This window comes from Streptomyces rubradiris (genome assembly GCF_016860525.1).
Taxonomy (GTDB): domain Bacteria; phylum Actinomycetota; class Actinomycetes; order Streptomycetales; family Streptomycetaceae; genus Streptomyces; species Streptomyces rubradiris.
In genome coordinates this window covers 1-26599 of record NZ_BNEA01000009.1, presented here as the reverse complement: position 1 = coordinate 26599, position 26599 = coordinate 1, and the positions used below count along the sequence as shown (strand labels likewise).

Annotated in this window: 13 protein-coding genes and 3 pseudogenes; 11 read left to right on the top strand and 5 right to left on the bottom strand. The window is 72.0% G+C overall.

The window, feature by feature from the left end:
- Positions 1 to 271 precede the first annotated feature (271 nt).
- A complete protein-coding gene (locus Srubr_RS12470; RefSeq protein WP_230426644.1) occupies positions 272 to 1474 on the top strand; it encodes a cytochrome P450 in 1203 nt (400 codons plus the stop codon).
- A gap of 37 nt (positions 1475 to 1511) precedes the next feature.
- Positions 1512 to 1766: pseudogene (locus Srubr_RS41650) on the top strand (MbtH family NRPS accessory protein); the annotation flags it as partial.
- 72 nt (positions 1767 to 1838) lie between these two features.
- On the opposite strand, the gene Srubr_RS12460 reads toward Srubr_RS41650, so the two are convergent.
- The 5 genes and pseudogenes from Srubr_RS12460 to Srubr_RS12435 form a co-directional block, all read right to left on the bottom strand.
- Positions 1839 to 3965 (bottom strand): beta-ketoacyl reductase, encoded by a 2127-nt coding sequence (locus Srubr_RS12460; RefSeq protein WP_203854990.1) that lies wholly within the window; start codon positions 3963 to 3965, stop codon positions 1839 to 1841.
- Positions 3966 to 4237: 272 nt separating this feature from the next.
- Positions 4238 to 4975 (bottom strand): annotated as a pseudogene (locus tag Srubr_RS40570) (acyltransferase domain-containing protein); the annotation flags it as partial.
- Between the two features lie 220 nt (positions 4976 to 5195).
- Positions 5196 to 16292: pseudogene (locus Srubr_RS12450) on the bottom strand (SDR family NAD(P)-dependent oxidoreductase); the annotation flags it as partial.
- 117 nt (positions 16293 to 16409) lie between these two features.
- Complete coding sequence (locus Srubr_RS41970; RefSeq protein WP_203854987.1) at positions 16410 to 16850, bottom strand: AMP-binding enzyme; 441 nt, start codon at positions 16848 to 16850, stop codon at positions 16410 to 16412.
- Between the two features lie 615 nt (positions 16851 to 17465).
- Positions 17466 to 17876, bottom strand: coding sequence for an AMP-binding protein (locus Srubr_RS12435; RefSeq protein ID WP_230426653.1), 411 nt, complete (start codon positions 17874 to 17876; stop codon positions 17466 to 17468).
- 351 nt (positions 17877 to 18227) lie between these two features.
- Between Srubr_RS12435 and Srubr_RS12430 the strand changes: the two genes are divergently transcribed.
- The 9 genes from Srubr_RS12430 (at position 18228) to Srubr_RS12395 (ending at position 26555) form a co-directional block, all read left to right on the top strand.
- A complete protein-coding gene (locus Srubr_RS12430; protein ID WP_229927014.1) occupies positions 18228 to 18860 on the top strand; it encodes a GNAT family N-acetyltransferase in 633 nt (210 codons plus the stop codon).
- The gene (gene infA / locus Srubr_RS12425; RefSeq protein ID WP_189999831.1) at positions 18848 to 19072 is read left to right on the top strand and encodes a translation initiation factor IF-1; all 225 of its coding nucleotides are present in this window, start codon (positions 18848 to 18850) and stop codon (positions 19070 to 19072) included. Before Srubr_RS12430 ends, infA begins: the two co-directional genes overlap by 13 nt.
- A 187-nt stretch (positions 19073 to 19259) precedes the next feature.
- Positions 19260 to 20255 (top strand): acetamidase/formamidase family protein, encoded by a 996-nt coding sequence (locus tag Srubr_RS12420; protein ID WP_229927015.1) that lies wholly within the window; start codon positions 19260 to 19262, stop codon positions 20253 to 20255.
- 163 nt (positions 20256 to 20418) lie between these two features.
- Positions 20419 to 21987 carry an ANL family adenylate-forming protein gene (locus Srubr_RS12415; protein WP_203854929.1) on the top strand — a complete coding sequence of 523 codons (1569 nt, stop codon included), beginning with the start codon at positions 20419 to 20421 and terminating at the stop codon, positions 21985 to 21987.
- A gap of 372 nt (positions 21988 to 22359) precedes the next feature.
- Positions 22360 to 23355, top strand: a complete 996-nt coding sequence (locus Srubr_RS12410; RefSeq protein ID WP_229927024.1) for a methyltransferase domain-containing protein — start codon at positions 22360 to 22362, stop codon at positions 23353 to 23355.
- A 163-nt stretch (positions 23356 to 23518) separates the two neighbouring features.
- Positions 23519 to 23908 carry a class I SAM-dependent methyltransferase gene (locus Srubr_RS40560; RefSeq protein ID WP_229927023.1) on the top strand — a complete coding sequence of 130 codons (390 nt, stop codon included), beginning with the start codon at positions 23519 to 23521 and terminating at the stop codon, positions 23906 to 23908.
- A complete protein-coding gene (locus tag Srubr_RS40555; RefSeq protein ID WP_229927022.1) occupies positions 23812 to 24141 on the top strand; it encodes a TPMT family class I SAM-dependent methyltransferase in 330 nt (109 codons plus the stop codon). The genes Srubr_RS40560 and Srubr_RS40555 overlap by 97 nt, the downstream gene beginning before the upstream one ends.
- A gap of 162 nt (positions 24142 to 24303) precedes the next feature.
- Positions 24304 to 25464, top strand: a complete 1161-nt coding sequence (locus Srubr_RS12400; protein WP_189999876.1) for a DegT/DnrJ/EryC1/StrS family aminotransferase — start codon at positions 24304 to 24306, stop codon at positions 25462 to 25464.
- Positions 25461 to 26555 (top strand): Gfo/Idh/MocA family protein, encoded by a 1095-nt coding sequence (locus tag Srubr_RS12395; RefSeq protein WP_189999875.1) that lies wholly within the window; start codon positions 25461 to 25463, stop codon positions 26553 to 26555. Before Srubr_RS12400 ends, Srubr_RS12395 begins: the two co-directional genes overlap by 4 nt.
- Positions 26556 to 26599 lie beyond the last annotated feature (44 nt).

The following is a 26599-nucleotide window of genomic DNA, read 5'->3' as shown; positions in this document are numbered from 1 at the left end:
CGGGGCGAACTGCTCGGCCGATGCCTTGTAACCGATCTTCAGTCCCATGCCCCCATTAATAGGCCGCGCCGGAAGCGATCCCCATCCCCCGGCCTGACGGTTGGCGGTGCGAACACGCCGCACCAGCGGGTTCGGCATGAGCGTCCAACGAGTCCGTGCAAGGCGGCTGTTGAGACGCTTAGCAAGGTGAGGGATGTCCGGCCGGTTCGGTCCGGTTCTACGGTGGCTGGCGAGTAGCGCGGAATCGGGCCGTACGAGAGAAGTGAGTTTCATGAGCGTGAAACAATCCGAACGGATACTGTCCAACTTTCTCGCCTATCTCGACGGGCTGCGCGAGCGCGGAGCCGTGCACTTCGACGACAAGATCAAGGCGTGGCACGTACTCGATTACCACGACGTCCTGCAGGTGCTGACCGACTCGGCGGCCTTCTCGTCCGACGTCGCCCCGCTGGCTCCCAAGCAGGAAGACTTCGATCTGTTCAAGAAGGGCAACTTCGGGGCGGACGATCCGGTGCACCGGCGGCTGCGCGGCCTGGTCAGCCGCGCGTTCACCCCGAAGATGATCGCCGGACTTGAACCCCGGATCACCGAGGTGACCTTGCAGCTGCTCGACGACGCGGACGCCGGCGGCGACCAGTGGGACCTGATCGAGCAGCTGGGCTACCCGCTGCCGTTCATCGTCATCGCCGAGATGCTCGGCATCCCGGTCAGCGACCGCGCGTTCGTCCGGCGGCTGTCCGACACCTTCTTCGAGGTGCACAACGTCGATCCGGAACAGTCGCTGGATTCCCTCGGGGAGAGCGCGGTGAACAATGTCGCGCCGCTGCTGCGCGAGTTGAACACCCACCTGCTGGAGTTCGTCCGCCGCCGCCGCAAGAACCCGGGCGACGACCTCACCAGCAAGCTTCTGGAGGTCGAGGTCGACGGTGTGCGGCTGGACGACGAGGAGACCGTCGGCTTCCTCGGCCTGCTGCTGCTCGCCGGCCACGTCACCGCGACCTCCACCCTGGGCAACACGGTTCTCGCGTTGCACGAGAACCCCGAGGTGTGGACGCAGCTGCGGGCCGATCCCGCGCTGATTCCGGCCGCGGTCGAGGAGTCGATGCGCTACCGGCCTCCGTTCCCCCGTCTCGGGCGGCAGGCGACGAAGGACGTCGAGATCGGCGGGCAGAAGATCCCGGCCGGCGCCTTCGTCCTGGCGTGGCTGACCACCGCGAACCGCGATGACCGCGTCTTCGCCGACCCGGACCGGTTCGACATCCACCGGGCCCCCAACCCGCACCTGACGTTCGGCAAGGGCATGCACTTCTGCCTCGGCGCGCCGCTGGCGCGGCTCGAGGTGGGGATCGCCCTGCGCCTTCTGATGGAGCGGTACAGCGACATCCGCGTACGCGACGACCTACCGGTCAACCTGCGCAACCCCTGGGCGATGATCGGCGTCAACCAGCTGCCCATCGAGGTCCGCAAGGGCTGACGGACCGAAGCACGGGCCCAGCGGTGGAGCAGCCGAAGTGTGCTGCCCACCTGCTGGGCCTTTTTCTCGTTCAGCGGCCCCCACAGCCCGCGGACGGGCGCCCTTTCAGCGTGGGGTGAACCATGGCCTTGTGACGGAGAAGACCGTCACGGCCGATCCGTTCGAGGTGGTGTCCGGCGAATATCCCGTGCTCTGCAACGGCGAGGGCCAGTTCTCGCTCCGGCCCGGCTTCGCCGATGTGCCCCCAGGCCGGGGCGTGGCCGCCGGCCCCGGCACGCGGCAGGCGTGCCTGGTCCTCATCAGGCAGTGGCGCCGGCCGGTTTCCGGCCGGCCCCGGCGCCACCGTCCAGCTCGGCTCCGGCGATCAGCTGCCGGAGCCGAGCGCCCGCTTGATCAGACTGTCGACGTCCATGATGTCGATGAGCTCGTCGGCGGCCGCCTCCGGCCCGGGGCCCTCGTCCGATGCCCTGGCCCCGCCCGCCTCGGCGTCGGCCAGGCCGAGCAGCGTCTCCAGGACACCGGCCTCCTTGAGGCGCTGGTAGGGCACCGAGGCCAGGATCCGCCGTACGTCCTCCTCGCGGACATCCGCGTCGTCCTCGGCCTCGAGCAGTTCCGAGCGCAGGTATGCGACCACCGCCTGCGGGGTCGGACAGTCGAAGATCAGTGTGGCCGGCAGCCTCAGCCCGGTGGCGGTGATCAGGCTGTTGCGGAAGTTGACGGCCGCCAGCGAGTCGAAACCGGCCTCCTGGAACGCCTGGGCCGCGCCGATCCCGTCGGCACCACCGTGACCGAGGACCATGGACGCCTGGCTGCGCACCAGCCGGAGCAGGATCCGGTCCTGTTCGGCCCCGACCGCGCGCAGCGACGTCATCAGCGACGACGCGCTCTCGGCAAAGTCGTCGGAGGGCTGTGCCGCCTCGATCGCCGCCGCGGCCTCCGGCAGGTCGTCGAAGAGCGGGCTGGTGCGGGCCGACGTGAACGGCACGATGAAGGCGCTCCAGTCCATGTCGGCGATGACCACCGATTCCGTGGCGGCCTGGACCGCCTGGTCCAGCGCGGCTGTCGCCGTGTCGGGTGTCATCGGGATGACGCCGCGCCGCCGGAGCTGGGCCAGCGTCTCCTCGTCCATTCCCGCGCCGCCCGCGGTCAGCGCACCCCAGGCGATCGCCTGCGCCGGGACGCCGTCCGCCCGCAGACGCCGCACCAGCGCGTCGAGGACCGCGTTCGCCGCGCCGTAGGCGGCTTGACCGCCACCGCCCCAGATGCCGGCGATCGAGGAGAAGACGATGAACGCGTCGAGCGGAAGGTCCGCCGTCAGCTCGCTGAGCCAGACCGCGGTGTTCACCTTGGCCCGGAAGACCTCCGTGACCTCCGCGTCACCGGTCTCGTCGATCAAGCTGGTCAGGGACAGGTCGGCGGCGTGGACGACCGCGGTCAACGGGCGGCCCGGAGCGTGGACCAGGCCGGCGAGCGCGTCCCGGTCGGCGTCCGCGCACGACTCGACGACGGTGCCCTTGTCCAGCTTCGCCACCTCGTCGCGCAGTGACTCGACCCGCTCGCCGGGCTCGCGCCCGCTGGTCGTGACCACCAATCGCTCGGCGCCTGCCCGCGCCAGCCACAGCGAGGCGTAGCGTCCGAGGCCCTCCGCACCGCCGGTGACCAGGACCGTCCCGTGCGGCCGCCACTGCCGTTCGCCCCCGGTCCCGGCCGGATGGGGGGCACGCCGCAGGCGCCGGACATGGACGCCGGTCCGTCGGATCGCCACCTGGTCCTCACCGGACACGCCGGTCAGCACGCCGAGCAGGTGCCGGACGGCACGGCCGTCCGGTTCGGCGGGCAGATCGATCAAACCGCCCCACTGGTTCAGGCGTTCGAGCGCGGCCGCCCGGCCGAGTCCCCACACCGCCGCCTGGGCCACGTGGGCCGGCCCGGCGACGGCGTCGCGGACACCGACGCTGACCGCGCCCTGGGTCAGGCACCACAGGGGCGCGGTGGCACCGGCCGCGGCGAGCGCCTGGATCAGGGTCAGGGTGGAGGTGGTGAGCGCCGCGGCATCCGGCCGGTGGCTCTCCATCCGGTCCGGGAGCGCGAGCAGGGACAGGATGCCGGCGATCCCGTCGTCGGTGAGGAAACCGCCCAGCCTGCGGGCGAGTTCGTCCCTGGACAGGCCGGTTTCCACCGCGCAGGGCACGACGTCGAGGCCGTTGGCCCGCAGCTGGTCGAGCAGACCGTCGCGCAAGACGTCCGCCGGTCTCCGGCCGTGATGACGAGCCAGCGGCCGGCGGCACGCCAGGGCCTCGCGCGGGGGCGAGGCCAGCCGATCGCGTACCGGAGTCGCTCCGAGACCGACCAGTTCTCGCGTGCCTTGCGCCAGTCGGCGAGGGCCGTGCAGTACCGCGTCCAGGGCCTGGCTCTGGTGGGCGGACAGTTTGAGCATGGTGGCCAGAGCCGCCGGATCGGCGTCGTCGATGGCGTTCCAGAAAGCCGGCATCCGTCGCCCGGCCGGCCGGTTGGTCGTTGTCCGCGGCGGCTTCGGCCAGCCAGAAGTGCTGGCGGTCGAAGGCGTAGGTGGGCAACTCGACCGTGTGCCGGGACGGTGCGCCGGCAGTGTCGGCGCTCCAGTCGAGCGGCACACCGCCGGCGAAGAGCCGCGCGGCCGCGGCGAGGAAGGATGCCGGACCGTCGGCGCCCCGGCGCAGCGTGCCGGAGACGATCGGTCGCCGGCGCCGCGCAGCGGGCCGTCCGGGTCGTCGATGACGTCGGTCATCGGCTGCACCAGACCGGATGCCCGCTGACTTCCAGGAACACTCCGAAGCCCTCGGTCAGCAGACTCGCCACGGGCCGGCCGAAGCCGACTGGCCGCCGCAGGTTCTGGTACCAGTAGTCCGCGTCGAGGCAATGGCCGTCATCGACCCAGCCACCGGTCACCGTCGAGTAGAACGGTATGCGCGGAGGCCGGGTGTCGATCCCGCTCAGCGCCGTCGCCAGGACGTCCCTGATGCGTTCGACGTGGTGGGTGTGCGAGGCGTAGTCCACCGGCACCGGGCGGGTCCGTACGCCGTCCCGGGTCAAGGACTCCAGTGCCTCCGCCAACGACTCCTCGTCACCGGCGACGACCACCGAGGACGGGCTGTTCACCACGGCCACCTCGAGCCGGCCGGCCCAGGCCGCCAGCCGGTCGTTGGCCTCGTCCGCGCCGAGCATCACCGACGCCATGCCGCCCCGGCCGGACAGTGTGGTCGCGATCGCCTGGCTGCGCACCGCGACGATGCGGGCGGCGTCGGCCAGCGACAGGACACCGGCGACGCACGCCGCCGCGATCTCCCCCTGGGAATGGCCCACCACCGCGTCGGGCCGCACGCCCAGCGACTCCCAGAGCGCGGCCAGGCCGACCATCATCGCGAAACTCGCCGGCTGGACGACGTCCACGCGGCCGAGGGTCTGTTCGTCCGCCTCGCCGCGCAGGACATCGGTCAGCGACCAGTCCACCCAGGGTCGCAGTGCCCGCGCGCACTCGTCGATCCGTGCCCGGAAGACCGCGGAAACCCTCCAGCAGCGTGCGCCCCATGCCCGCCCATTGCGCTCCCTGGCCCGGGAAGACGAGAACCAGTCGGCCGGGTGCTCCGGAGCCGGTCACGCTGCCCGTGGTCAGGTTGGGCGTCACCTCGCCGCGGGCGAGCGCGGCGAGGCCGGTCAGCGCCTCGTCCCGCGAGCCGGCCAGCACGACCGCTCGCTCCGGCAGCGTCGCCCGGCCACGCACCAGCGCGTCCGCCACCGCCGGCAGCGTCGGTTCGCCGCTCTGAGCGGGGCTGTCCAGAAACATTCGCAGCCGGGTGGCCTGCGCGCCGAGTGACCGGGCGCTCTTGGCGGACACCACCAGCGGCACGATGTTCGTCGCGAGCGCCTTCAACGGCTCCGGGTCCTCGGAGGGGGCGGTCGCGGCCTCCTCGGCCGGGGCCTGCTCGAGGATCAGGTGCGCGTTGGTTCCGCTGGCACCGAACGCGGAGACGCCGGCCCGCCGGGGCCGGCCGGTCCGCGGCCACTCCCGCGGCTCGGTCAGCAGGGCGAGGGTGCCTGCCGACCAGTCCACCTGTCCGGTCGGTTCCTCGACATGGATGGTCGGCGGCAGCACACGGTGCCGCAGCGCCTCGACCATCTTGATCACGCCGGCCACACCGGCGGCCGCCTGGGTGTGCCCGATGTTGGATTTCAAGGACCCGAGCCACAGCGGCTGCCCTGCATCCCGGGCCTCCCCGTACGTGGCAAGCAGTGCCCCCGCCTCGATCGGGTCGCCGAGCACCGTGCCGGTCCCGTGGGCCTCCACCGCGTCGACGTCGGCGGGACCTATGCCGGCCGAGGCGAGTGCCCGCCGGATCACCCTTTGCTGGGCCGCCCCGTTCGGCGCGGTCAGCCCGTTGGACACACCGTCGGAGTTGACCGCCGACCCGCGAATCGTGGCCAGCACACGGTGACCGCGCTGCCGGGCCACCGAGAGCCGCTCCAGAAGCACGACGCCGGCGCCCTCGGACCAGCCGGTGCCGTCCGCGGTGGACGAGAACGTCTTGCACCGGCCGTCGGCGGAGAGCCCGCGCTGGCTGGAGAACTCGACGAACGCCTCCGGGCTGGCCATCACCGTGGCCCCGCCCGCCAGCGCCATCGTGCACTCGCCGTGCCGGAGGGCCTGCGCGGCCTGGTGGATGGCGACCAGCGAGGACGAGCACGCGGTGTCCAGGGTCACCGCCGGCCCCTCGAAGCCGAAGACGTACGCGATCCGGCCCGAGGCGACGCTCGGCGACGTGCCGGTCATGACGTATCCACGGACCTCCTCGGGAATCCGGTTCAGCCTGGTCGCGTAGTCGTGGTGCACGATCCCGGTGAACACACCGATCTCTTCGCCCCGGGCGGACAGCGGGTCGATGCCGGCCCGCTCCATGGCCTCCCAGGACGCCTCCAGGAGCAGCCGTTGCTGCGGGTCCATGGCCAGTGCCTCGCGCGGGGAGATCCCGAACAGCCCAGGGTCGAACTGGGCGGCGTCGTAGAGGAAGCCGCCCGATCGGGTGTAGGTGGTCCCGGGGTGCGCGGGATCCGGGTGGTAGAGCCCGTCGGTGTCCCAGCCCCGGTCGGTGGGGAAGCCGGAGATCGCGTCGCGTCGCTCGATGACCAGGCGCCACAGGTCGTCCGGGCTCTCCACGCCGCCGGGCAGCCGCACGCCCATGCCGATGATCGCGATGGGCTCGTCGGGGTCGGCCGGGGACACCGGAGCCCGATCGGTCACCTCGGCCACCTCGCCCGCCACCTCGTCGGCCACGTGCGCCGCGAGGACCTTCGGCGTCGGGTGGTCGAAGACCGCCGTCACGGGCAGGTCGACGCCCGTGAGGTCACGCAGCCGGTTACGCAGCCGTACTCCGCCCAGCGAATCGAAGCCCAGGCTCCTGAACGACTGGTCGTCGTCCATCGCGTCGAGATCGGCCGGCTGATAGCCCAGCACGACCGCCACCGACTCCCGGACCACCTCGAGCGCGGCCCGCCGGCGTTCGTTCCGGGACCGGTTCGCCAACCGGGCGGCGACGCTCTCCTGAACGTCCTCCCGGCCGTCGGCCGGCCCGGCCTCGGCCGCGGGGACCGCGTCCCCGAGCGCCGCCTGGTCGAGCCAGTACCGCCGGCTCTGGAACGCGTAGGTGGGCAGTTCGGTGGCCAGGGCCGAGGCGGATCCGGCCGGCCGGCCGACGACCGCGGGCCAGTCCAGGGCCACGCCGCGGACGTGCAGTTCGCCCAGGGCCGCCATCACGTCGGCGACTTCTGCGCCGTCCGCGCGCAGCGTCGCGATGCAGGACGCCGCCGACAACTCCAGGCTCTCCGACGCCATCGTGGTGAGCGCACCCCCCGGCCCGAGCTCCAGGAAGGTCGTCACGCCCTGATCGCGCAGCGATCTGACCGCATCCCCGAACCGGACCGTGGCCTGCACCTGCTCGACCCAGTAGTCGGCGGTGGCCAATCGCTGTCCGGTGTCCGGCCGGCCGGTGACCGTGGACACGACGGGCACCCGGCCCGGCCGGTAGGTCAGCGACTCGGCGACCTCCCGGAACTCGGCGAGCATCGGTCGCATCAACGGTGAGTGGAAGGCATGACTCACCGGCAGCCGGCGGGTCTTGTGGCCGAAGCGGGCGAGCTCGCCCGCCACCCACAGCACGGCTGCCTCGGCACCGGACAGCACCAGCGACCGGGCGCTGTTGACCGCCGCGACGTGGACGACGTCGGGTGCCTCCACCAGTTCCGGTGCCACTTCGGCCTCGCTCGCCTGGACAGCGACCATGGCTCCGCCGGCCGGTAGCGCCTGCATCAGCCGGGCCCGCGTGGCGACCAGCTTTCCCGCGTCGGCCAGGTCGAGCACCCCGCTGACGTGCGCGGCGGTGATCTCTCCGATGGAGTGGCCGACGACCAGGTCCGGGCGCAGTCCCCATGACTCGTAGAGCCGATACAGGGCGGTTTCCAGAGCGAACAGGCCGGCCTGGGTGTAGATCGTCTGATCGATCAGCCGGCCGTCCTGCGCGCCCGGGGCGGCGAAGACGACGTCGGACAGCGGCGCCGTGGCATGACCGGCCCAGTGGGTCTCGACGGCGCGGCAGGCGTCGGTGAACGCCTCGGCGAAGACCGGGAACCTGGCCGCGAGTTCCCGGCCCATGCCGGGCCACTGGCTGCCCTGTCCGGTGAACAGGAAGGCCAGCTTGCCGTCGACCGGGGCGCCGCCGATGGCCGGAGCGGCACCCTTGGCCAGACCGCGCAGATCGCCGACCAACTCGTCACGATGCCGCACCACCAGGACCGCCCGCCGGTCGAGCTGCGCCCGGCCGGTGGCCAGCGCGAGGGCGATGTCGGCAGGCTCCAGCTCCGGCCGCGATGCCACGAAGTCCGCCAGCCGGCCGGCCTGGGCCCGCAGCGCGGCGGGGGTGCGACCGGAGACCGGAACCGGCACGCAGCCCTCGTCCGAGGGCCGGTCCAGGGCGGGATCCCCGGTCATCATCTCGTCGGCGTCATGCTCGGCGCTCTCCTCACCGGCCTCTTCCAGGATGACGTGAGCATTGGTCCCGCCGATACCGAACGACGACACACCAGCCCGGCGCGGCTGTCCGGCACGAGGCCAGTCGCGGCGTTCGGTGAGCAGCCGGACCGCGCCCGCCGACCAGTCCACGTGGGTCGACGGCCGGTCGACGTGCAGCGTCCTCGGCAGGACGCCGTGCCGCATCGCCATGACCATCTTGATCACGCCCGCGACGCCGGCCGCGGCCTGGGTGTGGCCGATGTTCGACTTCACCGACCCGAGCCAGAGCGGTCGGTCGGCCGGCCGGTCCCGGCCGTAGGTCTCCAGCAGCGCCTGCGCCTCGATCGGGTCGCCGAGCGTGGTCCCGGTGCCGTGGCCCTCGACGGAGTCGACCTCATCGCCCCGCAGTCCGGCCGCGGCGAGCGCCTTGCGGATCACGCGCTGCTGCGACGGGCCGTTCGGCGCGGTGAGGCCGTTGGAGGCGCCGTCGGAGTTCACCGCCGTTCCGCGGACCAGGGCCAGCACCCGGTGGCCCTGCTCACGGGCCCGGGACAGCGGCTCGACCAGAAGGAGTCCGACCCCCTCCGACCAGCCGGTGCCGTCGGCCGTGTCGGCGAACGCCTTGCAGCGGCCGTCGGGGGCGAGCCCCCGCTGCCGGGAGAACTCGATGAAGGTCTCCACCGTGCCCATCACCATCACGCCGCCCGCCAGCGCCATCGAGCACTCGCCGTTGCGGATGGCCTGCACGGCCAGGTGCAGGGCTACCAGTGAGGACGAGCAGGCGGTGTCCACGGTGATCGCCGGGCCCTCCAGGCCCAGGTGGTAGGCCACCCTTCCGGACAGGACGCTGCCCGAGCTGCCGGTCAGGCGGAAACCCTCGACGCCGGACGCGTGGTGCGTGCGTACGGTCCAGTCATGGCTGTTCACCCCGACGAAGACGCCCACATCCTGGGCGTGCAGGCTGTGCGGGTCGATGCCTGCGCGTTCGAGCAGCTCCCACGAGGTCTCCATGACCAGTCGCTGCTGCGGGTCCATCGCCAACGCCTCTTGCGGGGAGATACCGAAGAAGCCGGCGTCGAAGGCGCCCGGGTCGTCGAGGAAGGCGCCGTGGCGGACGTAGGTGGTGCCGGGGTGGTCCGGGTCGGGATCGAACAGCCGGTCGGTGTCCCAGCCGCGGTCGGTGGGGAACTCGGTGACCGTGTCGGTCTCCGCGGACAGGATCCGCCACAGGTCTTCGGGGCTGTGTACGCCACCGGGGAACCGGCAGGCCATCGCGACGATGGCGATCGGTTCCCCGGCCGTCGCCCTCGGCTCCGCGGCCGTCGCCCTCGGCTGCGCGGTGGCCGGCTGGGCCTGCGCGTCGTCGAGGAGCTTGGCCTGCAGGTGGGCCGCCAGCGACCTCGGTCGCGGAAAGTCGAAGATCATCGAGGGGGGCAGGGACAGCCCGGTCGCGGTGGCGAGCCGGTTGCGCAGTTCGAGCGCGGTGAGCGAGTCGAAGCCCGAGTCCTTGAACGTCCGGTCGAGCCGGATCGCGTCGGTGCTCGCGTGGCCAAGGACGAGGGAGCACTGCCGGCGGATCAGGTCGACCAGGGCGTCGAACTGCTCGGCCGGGGGCAGCGCGCTGATCCGGCCGGAGGGGGAGGCCGGCGCCGCCGGAGCCGGCCGTGCGTTCGTGGTCGCCCGGCCGATCGGCCGTTTGCCCCGGACCAGGCTCCGCAGGACGGGCGGCACCCGCGACTGATCGGCCGCCCGGAGCGCGGCCAGGTCGAACCCGGCGGCGACGAGCGCCGCGTCCGGGCCGTCACCGGCGCGCAGGCACTGGTCGAGCAACGCCATCCCGTCGCCGTCCGACAGGGCGACCATGCCGATGTCCCGGTTCCGCCGGTGGTCGGCGTGGCCGAGGTGGCGGGTCAGGCCACTGGCCCGGTCCCAGTAACCCCAGGCGATCGAGACCGCCGCCAGGCCGGCGTGCCGCCGTTCCCGCGCCACGGCGTCCAGTGCCGCGTTGGCCGCGGTGTAGTTTCCCTGCCCCGGGTTGCCGAGCACGCCCGCGGCCGAGGAGTAGAGAACGAAGGCGGCGAGACCGAGGTCACGGGTGAGGTCGTCCAGGTGGCGGGCCGCATCCACCTTCGCCCCGAACACGGCGTCGACGCGGTGCGGGTCGAGCTCGGTGATGACCGCGTCGTCCAGTACCCCGGCGGTGTGCACGACCGCGGTCAGCGGGTGGTTCTCTTCGACCATGGCCAGCAGCGCCACCACCTGCTCGCGGTCCGCCACATCGGCGGCCACGAGCCGAACGGTCGCGCCGAGCCCGACCAGTTCGTCGTGCAGCGCCGCGGCGCCGTCGGCCTCGGGGCCGCGGCGGCCGGCCAGGATCAGATGGCGGACACCGTGCTCGGTGACGAGGTGCCGCGCGGTCACCGCCGCGAGCGTTCCCGTACCACCGGTGATCAGCACGGTGCCGTCGGGATCGAGCGGTCGGGCCTGCGATGACGAAGCGGCCGGGTGCAGCCGGTCGAGCCGTGGCACCTGTGCCCGGCCGTCCCGGAGCCGGAGCTGCGGTTCGCCGCTCAGGGCCGCCGCGATCACAGCATTCGTCGCACCGGCCGCGTCGTCCACCGCCACCAGGACGAACCGGCCCGGGTGCTCCGACTGGGCCGACCGCACCAGGCCCCGCACGGCGCTGGTGACGACGTCTTCCCCGTCCGGCGTGACGATCACCAGTCGGTCGTCGTCCCCGGCCGGCCGGGCGAGGAACGCCTGTAGCAGTTCGAGTTCCGCGACGACCGCGCCCCGAGGGTCCCCGGCGGAGATGTCGACCTCGTGGATCAGCACAGTCGCCGGCGCGCCGACGAGGTCGGTGGCGTCGGTGATGTAGCGGGCGGCAGAGCCGGCCGCCGAGGAGTTTGGCGGTAGCGGGTGGTCGACCCAGTCGATGCGGAAGAGGCCCGCGCAGGAAGCAGCGGGCTGCGCCTGCTCCCGCTGCTCGGTGACCAGTTCAGCCACCTCCAGCACCCGCTGCCCGGCCGGATCCGTCAACTCGATGTGCCAGGCCGGACGGGTCGGCGCGGACGCCGAGCGGACGTCAATCCCGGTGGCTCCGGACGCCAGCAGCTGGACGCCTCGCCAGGTCTTCGGCCGCTCATCCGGGGAGACAACGGCGCGGACCGCCGCGTCGAGCAGAGCCGGATGAATGCCGTAGCGGTGCGCGTCGGGCTGCTCGGCGTCATCGAGCGCGACCTCGGCCGCGGGGCCGAGGGAGAACTCGCCGGGTGGGCCGGCCGACGGTGTCACCGTGCCGGTGGCGTGACGTGTCCATTCCTGCGTCACGGCCGCTCCGGGCGGCCCCGAGTAGACCGTGATCGGCCGCCGGCGAGAAGCGTCCGGCCGCCCCACGACGATCCGTATGTCGCGGCCGCCGTGGCGGGGCAGCACGACGGCCGGATCGATGGTCAGCTCCTCGACGACCGGGGCGTCGGCCTCTCCGCCTGCCCACAGTGCCAGCTCCACCAGTACCGCCTCCGGTACCCGGACCGGGGCGCCGTCGGACCCGTCGGTGGCCTCGGTGCCGGCCGCCCACGCGAGCGTCGACGCGGACCATCGGCCGGTCGCGACCAGGCCACCGGATTCGGGGAGCCGGACGAGCGCACCGAGCAGCGGGTGGCCGGCGTCGTCCAGGCCCATGCCCGACGCGCCGGCGCTCGGCACCGGACGGCGCCAGAAGTGCTGGCGCTCGAACGGGTACGTCGGCAGGTCGACCCACGCGGCCCGGGCGACGTCGTCGGCGAGCAGGCCGCGCCAGTCCACCGGGACGCCGTGGACGAACAGCTCGGCCATCGATCGCACCAGACGGCCGAGCCCGCCGTCGTCCCGGCGCAACGAACCGACGACGACCGCTTCCGCGGGCGCGTGGTGTACGGCCTCAGCGACCGGCTGGACCAGCACCGGGTGGGGGCTGACCTCGACGAACGCGCCGAATCCCTGCTCCAGCAGGCGGTCGATCGTGGGACCGAAACGGACCTGTTGCCGCAGGTTGCGGTACCAGTAGCCGCCATCCAGCGCTCCGGTGGCCCGGCCCTCGGTCACGGTCGAGTGGAAGGGCACCGTGGGCTCGGCGGGCGACAGATCGGCCAGAGCCACCGCCAGGTGGTCCCGGACGGCCTCGACCTGGTCGCTGTGCGATGCGTAGTCGACTGCCACCCGCCGTACGTCGACACCGGACTCGGCCAGTTCGCTCAACGCGTCCGCCAGCGCCTCCGGGTCACCGGAGAGCACCACCGAGGACGGACCGTTCACCGCGGCGACCTGGACCCGGCCGTCCCTTTCCGCCAGCCAGGCCGCCGCGGCGGAGGCGTCGAGGCGCACCGACGCCATGCCTCCTCGGCCGGACAGGGTCCCGGCGATCGCCTGGCTGCGGACCACGACGACCCGCATGGCGTCGCGCAGGGAGAGCGCCCCGGCGACGTATGCCGCGGCGATCTCACCCTGCGAGTGGCCCACGACCGCGTCGGGCCGGACTCCCGCCGACGCCCACAGCGCGGCCAGCCCGGCCATCATCGCGAAGCTCGCCACCTGGATGACGTCGACGCGTTCCAGCAGTTCCTGGTCGGCCTCGCCGCGCAGCACGTCGATCAGCGACCAGTCCGCCCATTCGGTCAGCAGCCGAGCGCACTCCTGGACGACCCCGGCGAACGCGGGGGAGGTATCGAGCAGCTCACGGCCCATCCCGGCCCACTGCGCGCCCTGCCCGGGAAAGATCAGCACGACGCCGGACGACGCGTCAGAGGTGGCGCTGTCGCGCACCACGAGGGGACTGGCCTCGTCGCGGGCCAGTGCGCGCAGGCCGGCCAGCGCCTCGTCCCGGGAGCCGGCCAGTACGACCGCGCGCTCGTCCATGGTTGCTCGTCGAGTGGCCAGCGCCACGGCGATGTCGGCCCAGGACGAGTCGTCGGCGGTCTGGATGAGCGGGACGAGCCGGTCCGCCAGCCGGTTGAGCGCCCGCGTTCCGCGGGCCGACAGGACCAGAGGCACGATCCGGGGCGCCGATGGCGCCGGTGGCGCCGGCCGCCGGACGGCCGGCTGCCGGGGTGCTTCCTCCACGATCACGTGGGCGTTCGTTCCGCTCAGGCCGAAGCCGGAGATTCCCGCGCGACGCGGACGGCCGAGGTCCGGCCAGGTCCTGTTCTCCGTCAGCAGCGCGACCGCGCCCGACGACCAGTCGACGCGTGAGGTGGGCTCGTCCACGTTGAGTGTCGCCGGCAGCACACCGTGCCGAAGCGCCTGGATCATCTTGATCACGCCGGCGACACCGGCCGCGGCCTGGGTGTGGCCGACGTTCGATTTGAGCGATCCCAGCCACAGGGGCTGGCCGGCGTCGCGGTCCCGGCCGTAGGTGGCCAGCAACGCCTCGGCCTCGATCGGGTCGCCCAGAACGGTCCCGGTCCCGTGCCCCTCCACCGCGTCGATGTCCGCCGGGCCCAGGCCGGCCGACGTCAGTGCCTGCCGGATGACCCGTTGCTGCGCCTCACCACTCGGTGCGGTGAGGCCGTTCGACGCGCCGTCGGAGTTCACCGAGGAGCCGCGCAGCACCGCCAGGATCCGGTGCCCGTTGCGGCGGGCATCGCCGAGGCGTTCCAGGACCAGCATCCCGGCCCCCTCTGCCCACGCGGTGCCGTCGGCGGCCGAGGCATAGGATTTGCACCGGCCGTCAGCGGCCAGTGCGCGCTGCCGGGAGAACTCGACGAATGACTGGGGGGTGGCCATCACCGTGGCACCACCGGCCAAGGCCAGGGAGCACTCGCCGCGGCGCAGCGCGTGGGCGGCCAGATGCAGCGCGACCAGTGAGGACGAGCACGCCGTGTCCACGGTGATCGCCGGTCCCCGCAGGCCGAGCAGATAGGAGATCCGGCCCGACGCGACGCTGCCCGCGGTTCCGGTCGTCTGGAAGGCCTCGAGCTCCTCGGGCACCGGACCGCCGGTGCCGTAGCCCTGCTCCATCAGGCCGGCGAAGACCCCGGCGTCGGTGCCCCGCAACGACGACGCGTCGATTCCCGCGTGCTCCAGCGCCTCCCACGCGGTCTCCAGCAGCAGCCGCTGCTGCGGGTCCATCGCGAGTGCCTCGCGCGGGGAGATCCCGAAGAAGTCGGCGTCGAACTCGGCCGCGCCGTCGAGGAACCCGCCCCGGTCGACATACGAGGTCCCGGCCCGGCCCGGGTCGGCGTCGAACAGCCGCTCCAGGTCCCAGCCGCGGTCGGCCGGAAACGGCCCTGACGCATCCCGGCCCTCGCTGACCAGACGCCACAGCTCGTCCGGCCCGGTGATCCCGCCCGGCAGGCGGCAGGCCATCCCGACGATCACCACCGGCTCGTCGGGGTCGGACGGTTTGCCGGCGGCGGTGTCGGCAGCGGTGTCACCGACCAGTTCGGCGTGCAGGTACGCGGCCAGCGCACGCGGCGTCGGATGGTCGAACACCGCTGCGGTCGGCAGCTTCAGACCGGTCCTGGCCATCAGCCGGGTACGCAGTTCGATGAGTGCGACCGAGTTGTACCCGAGGTCCCGGAACGCCCGGTCCACCGGGACGGCGACGGTGTCGGGCTGGTTGAGCGACGCCGCGGACTCGTCCCGGACCAGGGCCTGGAGCAGCGTGTGCTGCGCGTGCCGGTCCAGGCGGGCCAGTTCTGCCCGCAGAGCGGAGGAGGTGTCCTCGAGTCCGTCCTGGACGAGCGGCTTTGGGAAGAGGGCACGCAGCAGGGCGGGCACGCCGGCCCCCGGCTCCGGCCGGCGCGCACGCAGGGCGAACAACGGCGTCGGGTCCGATGTGGCAAGGAGCGTGTCGAGCGCGAACAGCCCGTCACGCAACCAGGGCGAACCCGGCGTGTCCCCGGCCGGTTCGCACCAGGTCAGGACCGAGCCGGCCAGACCGCGCCGTCGGCGGTCGTGGACCACGGCGCCCATCATGGCCGCCGAGACCGCCCGGCCGGGGTCTGCCGCCCCGGTGACCTCGTACGAGTCCGCGATCGTGATGAACGAGGTCCGGGCAAAGTCCGCTGCGGTGCTCAGCTTCGCGGCCAGCTCGGGGTCGCCGTCGGCGAGGATCACCGCGGCGGGGCCCGCCGCGATCGCCGGCTCCCACTCGGCGGCGTCCTCGCCGGCGATCAGCAGCAGCCGCTCGTTCGGGAGGACGGAGGCCAGGTGGCGTGCCACCGCGGCGCCGCGCACGGTGTGCGCACCCGTCAGCACCACGACGCCGTCGGAGCCGGACCATGAATCGCGTATCGACCGGTCCGGGACCGCCTGACGGGTCAGCCGGGCCACCAGGAGCTCGCCGGACCGCAGAGCCCAGCGCGGCTCGTCACGCAGGGTCGCGTACGGCACGGCGTCGACCGGCGATGCGCCGTCCAGGTCGACCAGGATGGCCCGGCTCCCCAGCACCTGGCCCGCCGCGGCCGCCAGCATGGCCTGAGCCGGATCGGCCGGATCGTCCCGCGCCGAGACCGCCACTGCCCGCCGGGTCACGAGGACCAGCTGCCCCGATCCGGCTCGCGCGGCCCACGCCGTCAGCTCCTCGACCAGCTGTTCGATCCCGGCGCGGCGCGCCGCCCAGGTGCCCGGCATGTCGGGCGCCAGCAGCACCGTCATCTCGGCGGCGCCGGCCGTGGCCAGATCGGCGTAGCAGGAGGACGAGCCCGCGGCCGCGGCGAGGCCCGCCGCGGCCGAGCCGACGAACGCCCAGGTCGTCGGCGCGGGGCCGGCGGTGCCGCGGGCCGCGCGGGCACCCACTCCAGGCGCAGCACTCCGTCGTGCACCCCGCTTGCCGTGCATCGCAGTACGGCGGGCTGATCGGCCAGCAGGCGCCGCTGGATCTTCCCCGACGCAGTCCGCGGAACGCCGGCCACCTCATAGACCTCTTCGGGAAGCTTGAACGTGGACAGCTCCCGGCGGCACCGTTCGATCACGGCGTCGGCCCTCGACGCCTGACGGGCCGGCGACCACGTAGGCGACGGGCACCTCGCCCAGCACCTCGTGCGGCCGGCCGGCCACGCCGACGTCGGCGATCCCCGGAACGGCGCGGATAACCGCCTCGATCTCCTCCGGATGGACGTTCTCCCCGCCCCGACGATCAGATCGTTGATTCCGGCCGCTGATGGTTGAAGTACCGGCGGCGTCCCGGCGGGCGAGGTCACCCGTGCGATACCAGCCGTCCTGGAACGCGGCAGCGGTCGCCTCCGGTTTGTTGTGGTAGCCGGCGTCACGTTCGGGCCGCGCACACCACACCTCGCCCTCGGCGCCGGCCGGCACGTCGCGGCCGGTCTCCGGGTCGACGATGCGGACATCCACGCCGGGCACCGAAGCCCGCACTACCCGTCGACGCGGACGCCTCCGGCGGGTTCATGTGATCGCCCCGCACGTCTCGGTGCTGCCGTACGCATCGACCAGCGGCACCCCGAACTCCTCGCGGAACGACCGGCACAGCCCTGGGCCGGCGACCGCTCCCCCGACCAGCCCATCCGCAGGTCCGGCAGGGTGATCCGGCGCTGGCGCCGCGCCTCCAGAAGGTAGTGGTAGGTGGTCGGCACACCCGCCACGAGGTGGCCCGGGTTTCCCGGCGGCCTCCAGGAACTCGTCGCCCGAAGGGCTGTCCATGAGCCGGGCGGTCGCGCCGACCGCGGTCACCGCCAGCACGCACGCGATGTGGGAGAGGCTGTGGAACAACGGCAGCGGCCACAGCACGCGTCGTCGGCCGACAGCCCGGGATCGGCACATAGCTCGCCGCCACCGAGTACAAGCAGTTGCGCTGGCTGGACAGCACTCCCGTCGGTTCCCGGTGGTCCCCGAGTGTAGAACGTCCATGCCACGTCGTCCAGGCCGAGATCGTCCGTGCGGGTTCCGCGGGCTCGGGCCTGACGATTTCCTGGTAGGGCGTGGACCGACGCGTGCGCGGGGCGTCGCCGGTCACCAGCAGCCTGGCGCCGCGGGGCAGGGACGGCGAGCGCAGGAAGCCGGCCACGTGCACGGGGTCGGTGATGACGACGGCCGCCTCGCTGTCGGCCAGGAGATAGGTCCAGTTCGAAGTCGGTGGACGCGGGGTTGACCGGCACCCCGAATCGCGTCCGCGCGAAGGATCGCGAGGTAACTCTCCAGCATCTCCACGCTGTTGCGCAGGCAGATCATCACCCGATCGCCGCGCCGCACACCGAGTCCCGCCAGATGCCCGGCCAGCCGCCGGGTCCGCGCCTCCAGATCGGCGTACGTGACCGCCCGCTCCGCGTCCTCGAAGGCGACCTTCCCACCGAAGTTGTCCGCGTGCTCCCGCAACACCAGGGGGAGCGCTCTGATCAGCTCGGCGCGCACGGAATCACGCATCCTCTCGTGGAGCGAAACCTCATCGGGCACCAAAAAGCCTTCTGCCTACATGCGGAGGCTAGGAGCGGCCGTGCCGGCTGGGCATCCCTCAGCCTCGTGGCCTTCGCGGCAGGGTGCGGCTTGTCTGCAGGGTTCTCCGCCCTCGCAGTTGGGCGTGACGACGTCCGTCTGGTAATGTTCACAGGCCGTGACAGACCCTGTAGGAGGTGAGACCCGTGAATGTTCGTTCGATTACCCGGGTGCTCCCCCTATTGGTCACGGCAGGCGACTGATGTAGATGTCGCGGGAGCGCACCAGAGGCACTCCTGGAAGGCGACAGCCATCAACCTTAAGCATCCCACCCCAGACCCCGTGATCACGCGGGTCGCCGAAGACCAGTGGCACGCCAGCGACGGCGACTTGGTTGTCGGCAGTGGCGACACGGGGCGCAGGCCCGACGGGCGACTGTACATCAGCATCGACGCATGGCACGACACAGCCTTCGACCGGCTGGCCGCCGCCATGCTGGCGGAACTGCCGGCGCCGCTCTACACGCTGGTCGACGCCGACGACGCGGACACGATCTCGAACTGGCGGCGGGCCGGCTTCACCCCTCACCGAAGTGAGCGGCAGTACCTGCTGGTGCCCGGCGAAGCGCAGCCCGCCGTGTCGCCCCCGGCGGGGGTGACGTTGACCGGCGGCGCGGAGGAGTCCCGCGCCGAAGTCGAGGGGGTCGAAGTCGGTGTGATCCGGATTTCGCCGTCGATGCGGGACAACGGGAGGCCGCGGATCGCGCGGATTCGCTCCATCGAGGTCCGCGCCGACCAGCGCCGCCGTGGCATCGGCAGGGCGCTGCTGGTCCACGCGCTGGACGCTCTGCACACTCGCGAGTTCGGTCTCGCGACGATCGACGTCGACGAGACCGACACCGCGACGATCAGCCTGTTGGAAAGCGTCGGAGCCCGCCGTGAGAGCAACACCTTGGAGCTGACGTGGCAAAAGTAAATCGAGGTATCGAGGTTGTCGGTACCATCGTCGAGTCCCTGAAAGACGCCAAGTTCTGGGTTGAACTCGAGAACGGTCACAAGGTACTCGCACACATCAGCGGGAAGCTCCGCAAGCACTACATCAAGATCCTGCCGCAGGACACGGTGACGGTCGAGTTGAGCCCGTATGACCTGACCCGTGGCCGGATCACCTTCCGGCACCGGATGTAGCGGCCGGCGGAACACGCCAAGGCAGGAGCGGTGCTGATCCCCCCTCAGGGGGTCCGCACCGCTTCGATGGCCTCCTGGCCGGAAGTCCGCGGTGCACCTTCACCAGTCACGTTGACAGTCTTGCCCGGTGACGCCCGGACTTCCTTGCCTGGCTCATCTGCGGCTGCCTAGCGTTGCGGCCGTGACGATGCATACGGTTCAGTCCACATTGGCCACGGTCCGGCCGGGCGTCCTCGATCCCGGCGCTGCGTCGGCAGCCAGGATCGAGTCCGGCGACGAGGTTCTCTACCCCGACACCTGGACCAACTGGCAGAACCAGCTGCGGTACGGCTCGTCCCCGGCCGACCGTGCGCGGCTGCGCCAGGAGTACCCGGGCTGCCCGTTCCAGATCGTCGGCCCGGTCGAGGTGACCGGTGCCGAACCGGGCGACGTCGTCGAGTGCCGGCTGACGGAACTGCGGCTGAGCGACTGGGGCGGCAACGCCTTCCCCACCCGGGCCGGCGCGCTGCCGTACGACTTCGACGAGCCGTACTTCCACGACTTCCGGTTCGACCGGACCCGCACCCGGGCCGACTACGTTCACGGCATCTCGCTGCCGCTCGACCCGTTCGCCGGCATCATCGCGGTCGAACCGCCGGGCGACGAGCAGACAAGCGCGCTGATCGGTGGCGACCACGGCGGCAACCTGGCCCTCCCCGAACTCACCGTGGGCTCCTCGCTGTTCCTTCCCGTGGCCAAGCCGGGGGCCCGGATCTGGATCGGTGACATTCACGCCCTGCAGGGCGACGGACTGGTCGACCAGACCGGCCTGAAGTCCACGGCCGAGCGCTTGCGGATGCGGTACGACCTCCACAAGAACGTGGGCCTGACCCGGCCGCTGGCCGAGACCGACACGCACTGGATCGGCATCGGACTGGCTGACAGCCTGGAGGCCGCACTGGTCGACTGCCTGCGCGGACTGATCAGCTGGTTCAGCGCGGCGTCCGGCGTCACCCGCGCCGAGGCCCACGCACTGTGCAGCATGGCCGCGAGCTTCCGGATCACCCAGTACGCGGACCAGAGCGAGGTCCACCACGTCGATGTCCCCCTGCCGCCCAAGGGCGTGCACGGCCTCCTGCGCAAAGACATCTTCCCGGCCGGCCTGCGTACCCGGGTCGACCGCTGGCTGCGCCCCGCGGCCTGAGCCGTTCAGCCTTCCCGGGCAGGCCGGGGCCGGCTCTTTCGCGGCGACCACGTGCCGTCAATGTGAGGTATGGGGCCCTCGGTGCCCGCCGGTTTAGCCTGCGGTTCGTCTCACTCGACCACTGGACATCGCATTGTCTTGGACAGGAAGGCGAAACCGGGTCATGAGTACCACGCATGTGCATTATGTTCAGCAGCTGCTGACTCATTTCGATGCCGATCCGGATCGCCCTGCCATGGTCAGCGGGGACGTCCCCTTCTCCGCCGGGGAGCTGGCCGACGCCGTTCGCCGGGCCGCGGCCGCGATGGGCCGCCACGGCGTCGGCCGCGGTGACGTCGTCTGCATCCTGACCGAGCCCAACACCGCGGCCACACTGATCCTGCGGTGGGCGGCCAACCTGGTGGGGGCGACCGCCGCACATGTGCGTGGGATGAATGCGGTGGTGCCTGACGACGAGTTGCGCATGGACTTGCAGCGCGCCATCGTCTCGGATGTCGGCGCCCGGATGCTGGCGGTCGACCCGGCCAACGAGGCACGGGCACGGGAGCTGCTGGTGAACGCGACCGGTCGGCCGGTCCTGGCCGTACTGGGCGCAGGACAGCCGGACACGGTGGATTTGACCGCCGGCTGCGGTGACGGAGTAGGCCCGTGCCCGGACATCACCGACAGCGACCTCGCGGTGATCACCCAGACCAGTGGGGCGAGCGGCCTGCCGAAGGGTGTCTGCTGGCCCTTCGGCGTCAAGAACGACATGGCCGCATCGGCCATCGACCGCAGCAGCCGGACGAACGTCCTGATCACCGCACCGCTCACCCATTCCAGCGGGTTCGCCGCGGACGACACGCTCATCACCGGCGGCATGGTCGTCCTGCATCCCGGCTTCGACGCCGCGGCCGTGCTCCACGCGATCGCGCAGCACCGCATCGGCCGGCTCATCCTCGGCACCCCGCAGGTGTACGCACTGGCCGAGCACCCGGACCGGGCGGCCACCGACCTGTCCAGCCTGACCGAGCTGATCTACACCGGCAGCCCCGGGGCACCGCTCAAGCTGCGCAAGGCCCGGGAAATCTTCGGCCCCGTACTGATCCAGGTCTACGGCACGACCGAGACCGGAGTGCTCACCATGCTCCCCCCCGGCGACCACGACGACCTGCGCGCCTGCTCCAGCGCGGGCCGGCCGGTCAACCCAGAGGCGCTCAGCATCCGGCACCCCGACACCGGCGCGGTACTGCCCGTCGGCGAGGTCGGCGAGGTCTGCGCGGTTCCACGCTGGCCCACGGCCGGCTACTGGCACGAGCCGGCACTCACCGCGGCACTCGTCCGCGACGGCTGGGTGCGCACCGGCGACCTCGGGCACCTCGACACCGACGGCTACCTGCACCTGACCGGCCGGCTCGCGAACATGATGAAGGTCAAGGGAATCCGCATCCACCCCGAGCAGGTGGAGAAGGTGCTCAGGCAGGCCCCGGGCGTGTCCCAGGCCGCCGTATGCGGGGTCGAGGACGCCGACCGGGTGGAGCACATCTACGCCGCCGTCGTGCCCGAGCCCGGCGCCGACCCGGATCCCCGGGAACTGCGCCGTCACGTCGCCGAGGCACTGTCCGACACCTACGTCCCCCGCCTGATCGACATTCGCCGGAAACTGCCGACGACCGGCTGGGACAAACCCGATCGGGTCCGGCTGCGGGCCGACGCCCGCGCCGCACTGACCCGGCCCGCCCCCCAGGCCTGACGCGGCAAGCATCTCCTCGTACCGGTCCGGAGCGTTCTTCCCGGACGTGCGATGCGGTCGCCTCACCACGCGCCCGCCGCTCTGCCCCTCCCCAGGCCCCGGGGCCCTGGTGGCCCGCATCCGCGCGGGCCGGGCCCTGGAGACGGACTGCCGGGCTGACGGAGCCTTACCGCCCGGCGGCCGGGGAGCCACTCGCCCACGGCCCACCTGCGCGGCCGGTGCCGCAGGCCCTGCCCGATACCGGCTCCCGGCACAACAGACCTGCCCCCGGCCCGAGTTCAGCGACCACCCCAGCCGACCGACCAGCGATCCCCAGTACCGTCAACCTGCGTGATGGCGTGCGCTGTCCGGCGTCGGGAAGACTCTCCGGCCATGGACGGCTTCGAACTGCACGACCTCGCGCGCAAGCTGCTGCGGATCGGCGAGGACGCCCTCCCGGACCCCACCGGTGTGCGACAGCTGTCTCCCGGCGTGCGTCACGTCATGACCGACGTGTTCGAACACCCGGACACCTCGGTCACCGAGATCGCCAACCGCACCGGCTTCCCGGCGAGCCACGTGGAGACGAGCGTCGCCACCCTGCGCGACCGGGGTGCGGTCACCACCGCGGCCGCCCCGGACGGACAAACGGTCGTCCGGGCGGCTGCCCGGCACAGGAGCGCCGGCCGAGCCGCCGCGCGGATCGACGAGCAGCTCGCCGCGGCCGCCGGGATCCAAGACCCCGGCCAGGCCAAGGAATTGGTCGAGACACTCGAGCAACTGGCGCGCCGGCTCACCGATGCCCTGTCCCCCGAGCATTTCAACGCGCGGTATGCGGGTACGCCGCCCTGGGAAACCGGCCGTCCGCAACCGGCCCTGCGCGACCTCGCCGAGGCGGGCGCCTTCCGCGGCCGGGTGCTCGACGTCGGGTGCGGCACCGGCGAGGTCGCGCTCATGGCGGCGGCCCTCGGCCTGCCGACGGTCGGCATCGACCCGGCGTCGACGGCGATCGAGATCGCGCGGCGCAAAGCGGAAGAGCGCGGCCTGCAGGCGCGCTTCCTGGTCGGGGACGCACTCGAACTCGGCGCCATGGGCGAGCAGTTCGACACCGTGCTCGACTGCGGCCTGTTCCACGTGTTCAGCGACGCCGAACGAGTCCGCTACGCCGACAGCCTGGCCACCGTGATGCCGCCGGACGCGCGGTTGTTCCTGCTCTGCTTCAGCGACCGCCATCCACCCGATATCGGACCGCGGCGGGTGAGCCAGGACGAAATCCGGGCCACCTTCGCCGACGGCTGGCGGGTCGATTCGATCGAACCCGCGATGCTGGAGAACAACAAATATGTCGACGGAGTGCTGGCCTGGCTGGCCAGTATCACCCGCACCTGACCGCCCTTTTCCCGAGCGCACACCCCCGAAAGGCTGCCACGTGCGCCGAATTCGCAGAATGGGGCGACGGCGAAACACAAATCTGCTGCCAGGTTGAGGGATAGTGGCGTAGGCGCCGAACTCCGTACCGTGAGGCCAATCGACCAGAAGGAGCCGGACACACATGGGTGGCAGCAAGGTGGAGGGCTTCGACGCGCACTACGCCGGAACACCGCTCTGGGACCTCGGCCGCCCCCAGACGGCCCTGCGCGACCTCGCCGAGGCGGGCGCCTTCCGCGGCCGGGTGCTCGACGTCGGGTGCGGCACCGGCGAGGTCGCGCTCATGGCGGCGGCCCTCGGCCTGCCGACGGTCGGCATCGACTCGGCGTCGACGGCGATCGGGATCGCGCGGCGCAAAGCGGAAGAGCGCGGCCTGCCGGCGCGCTTCCTGGTCGGGGACGCACTCAACTCGGCGACTTGGGCGAGCAGTTCGACACCGTGCTCGACTGCGCCCTGTTCCACGCGTTCAGCGAGACCGAACGCGTCCGCTACGCCGGCAGCCTGGCCACCGTGATGCCGCCGGACGCGCGGTTGTTCCTGCTCTGCATCAGCGACCGCCATCACCCCGGCAGCGGACCGCGACGGGAGAGCCAGGGCGGGATCCGCGCCAGGCGGGTGAGCCAGGACGAAATCCGGGCCACCTTCGCCGACGGCTGGCGGGTCGATTCGATCGAACCCGCGACATTGGAGAACAACAGAGACATCGACGGGGCACCGGGCTGGCTGGCCGCGATCACCCGCACCTGACCACCCTTCCCCGAGCGAATCCCCCTGAAAGGCCTCCCGTCGCGCCGAATTCATGGAACAGGGCGACGGCGAATTCCGAATCGGCTGCCAGGTCGAAGAGCCGTGGCGTAGGCATCGGACTCCGTACCGTGAGGCCAATCAACCAGAAGGAGTCAGGCAGAAATGAGTCCGCGACCGAGGCCGACCTTTCCGGATTGGCCGCAATTCGATGACACCGAACGCCGAGCTCTTGATCGTGCGCTGTCCCAGGGCCAGTGGTGGCGCATGGGTGGCAGCGAGGTGGACAGCTTCGAGCGGGAGTTCGCCGGATACCACGGTGCCCACCACGCCCTCGCCGTCACCAACGGCACGCACGCGCTGGAGCTCGCCCTGCAGGTGCTGGGTGCGGGACCGGGCACCGAAGTGATCGTGCCGGCGTTCACCTTCATCTCCTCGTCCCAGGCCGCTCAGCGGATCGGGGCCGTCGCCGTGCCGGTGGACGTCGATCCGGAGACCTACAACATCGACGCGACCGCCACCGCCGAGGCGATCACACCGCGGACCCGGGTGATCATGCCGGTGCACATGGCGGGTCTCATGGCCGACATGGACGCACTGGACAAGCTCGCCTCCGATGCCGGCGTCCGGATCCTTCAGGACGCGGCCCACGCGCACGGTGCCCGGTGGCGGGGCAAGCGCGTGGGCGAGCTGGGCTCGATCGCGGCGTTCAGCTTCCAGAACGGCAAGCTGATGACCGCGGGCGAGGGCGGCGCGGTGCTGTTCTTGGACCCGGACGACTACGAGAAGGCATTCCTGCATCACTCCTGCGGCCGGCCGCGCACCGACCGCAACTATCACCACCAGGTGGCCGGCACCAACATGCGGATGAACGAGTTCTCGGCCGCCGTCCTGCGCGCTCAGCTGGGCCGCCTCGACGGCCAGATCGAGCTGCGCGAGCAGCGGTGGCGGTTGCTGTCGCAGCTCTTGGCCCAGATCCCCGGCGTCCGGCCGCAGGGCGGTGATGCGCGGGCCGACCGGAATCCGCACTACATGGCGATGTTCCGGCTTCCCGGCTGGTCGGAGGAGCGTCGCAACCTCCTCGTCGATCGCCTGGTCGACGCGGGGATCCCGGCGTTCGCGGGCTTCCGCGCCATCTACCGCACCGCGGCGTTCTGGGAGACCGGCGCACCCGAGGAGTCCGTCGACGCGGTCGCCAAGCGGTGCCCCAACGCCGACGCGATCAGCCAGGACTGCGTCTGGCTGCACCACCGCACCCTGCTCGCGTCGGAGCAGGCTCTCACCGACACCGCCGCCATCGTGGCCGACCAGGTGGCCGCCGGATGAGGATCCGCACCGTACTGGTCGGGTTCGGGTGGTCCGGCCGAGAGATCTGGCTTCCTCGTCTGATGGCAAACGGTGACTACGAGGTAGTGGCCGCGGTCGATCCGGATCCGGCCAGGCGGGAGGCGTTCACCGCGGCGACCGGCCGTCCGGCCTTCGGCGACGTCGACGCGCTGCGGGCCGAGGACGCCGACCTCGCGTTGGTCGCCTCGCCCAACCACCTGCACGCGGCGCTCGCGCGACGTCTTCTCACCCGAGGTCTCGCCACCTTCGTGGAGAAGCCGGTCTGCCTCTCGAGCGCGGAGGCGGACAGGCTGGCCGCGGCCGAGCGGGCAGGCGGCGTCCCGTTGCTGGCCGGAAGTGCGTGCCGATACCGCGCGGACGTGCGGGCACTGGCCGGTCTGGCCGGCGAGCTCGGCCACCTGCGCCACATCGACCTGGTGTGGGAACGGGCCTGCGGAGTGCCCCGGTCCCAGGGCTGGTTCACCAGCCGGGCGGAGGCAGGCGGCGGGGTGCTGTTCGACCTCGGATGGCATCTGCTCGATGTCCTGGAGACCGTCGCCGGGCCGTTGGCGTTCGTTCAGGCCGCCGCGTCCACCTCGTACGACCACGTCAACGACCCGCGCTGGACGGCGGCCTGGCGGCATGATCAGCCGGTGCCGGAACTCGACGCGGACGTCGAGGACACCGTGCGCGGCTTCCTGGTCACCGGCAGCGGTCTGTCGGTGGGCCTTCGCGCCAGCTGGGCCACGCACGCGGCGAGCCATGACGTCACCGAGATCCGGATCGAGGGGAGTGACGACACCGCGATGCTCCGGTCCACCTTCGGCTTCAGCCCCAATCGCGAGCCGCGGCCGCGGCTCAGCGTCGTCCGGCGGGGCCGGACGAGCGAGATCACGGTCCCGACCGAGCCGATCGGCGCCGAGTACTCCCGTCAGCTCGACGACATCAGGGACCACCTCGCCGATCCGTCGGCGTGCGGATCCGCGATCGCGGGCGTGCGGCGGATCGTCGGCACGATCGAGGCGCTGTACGCGGCCTCGGCGACACCGCTGCTGCCCGCCGGGCCGGTCATGACCGCGGCGGCGACCTGATGGCGAGCGTACCGGTGCGCAGTGTGGTGATCTTCGACCTCGAC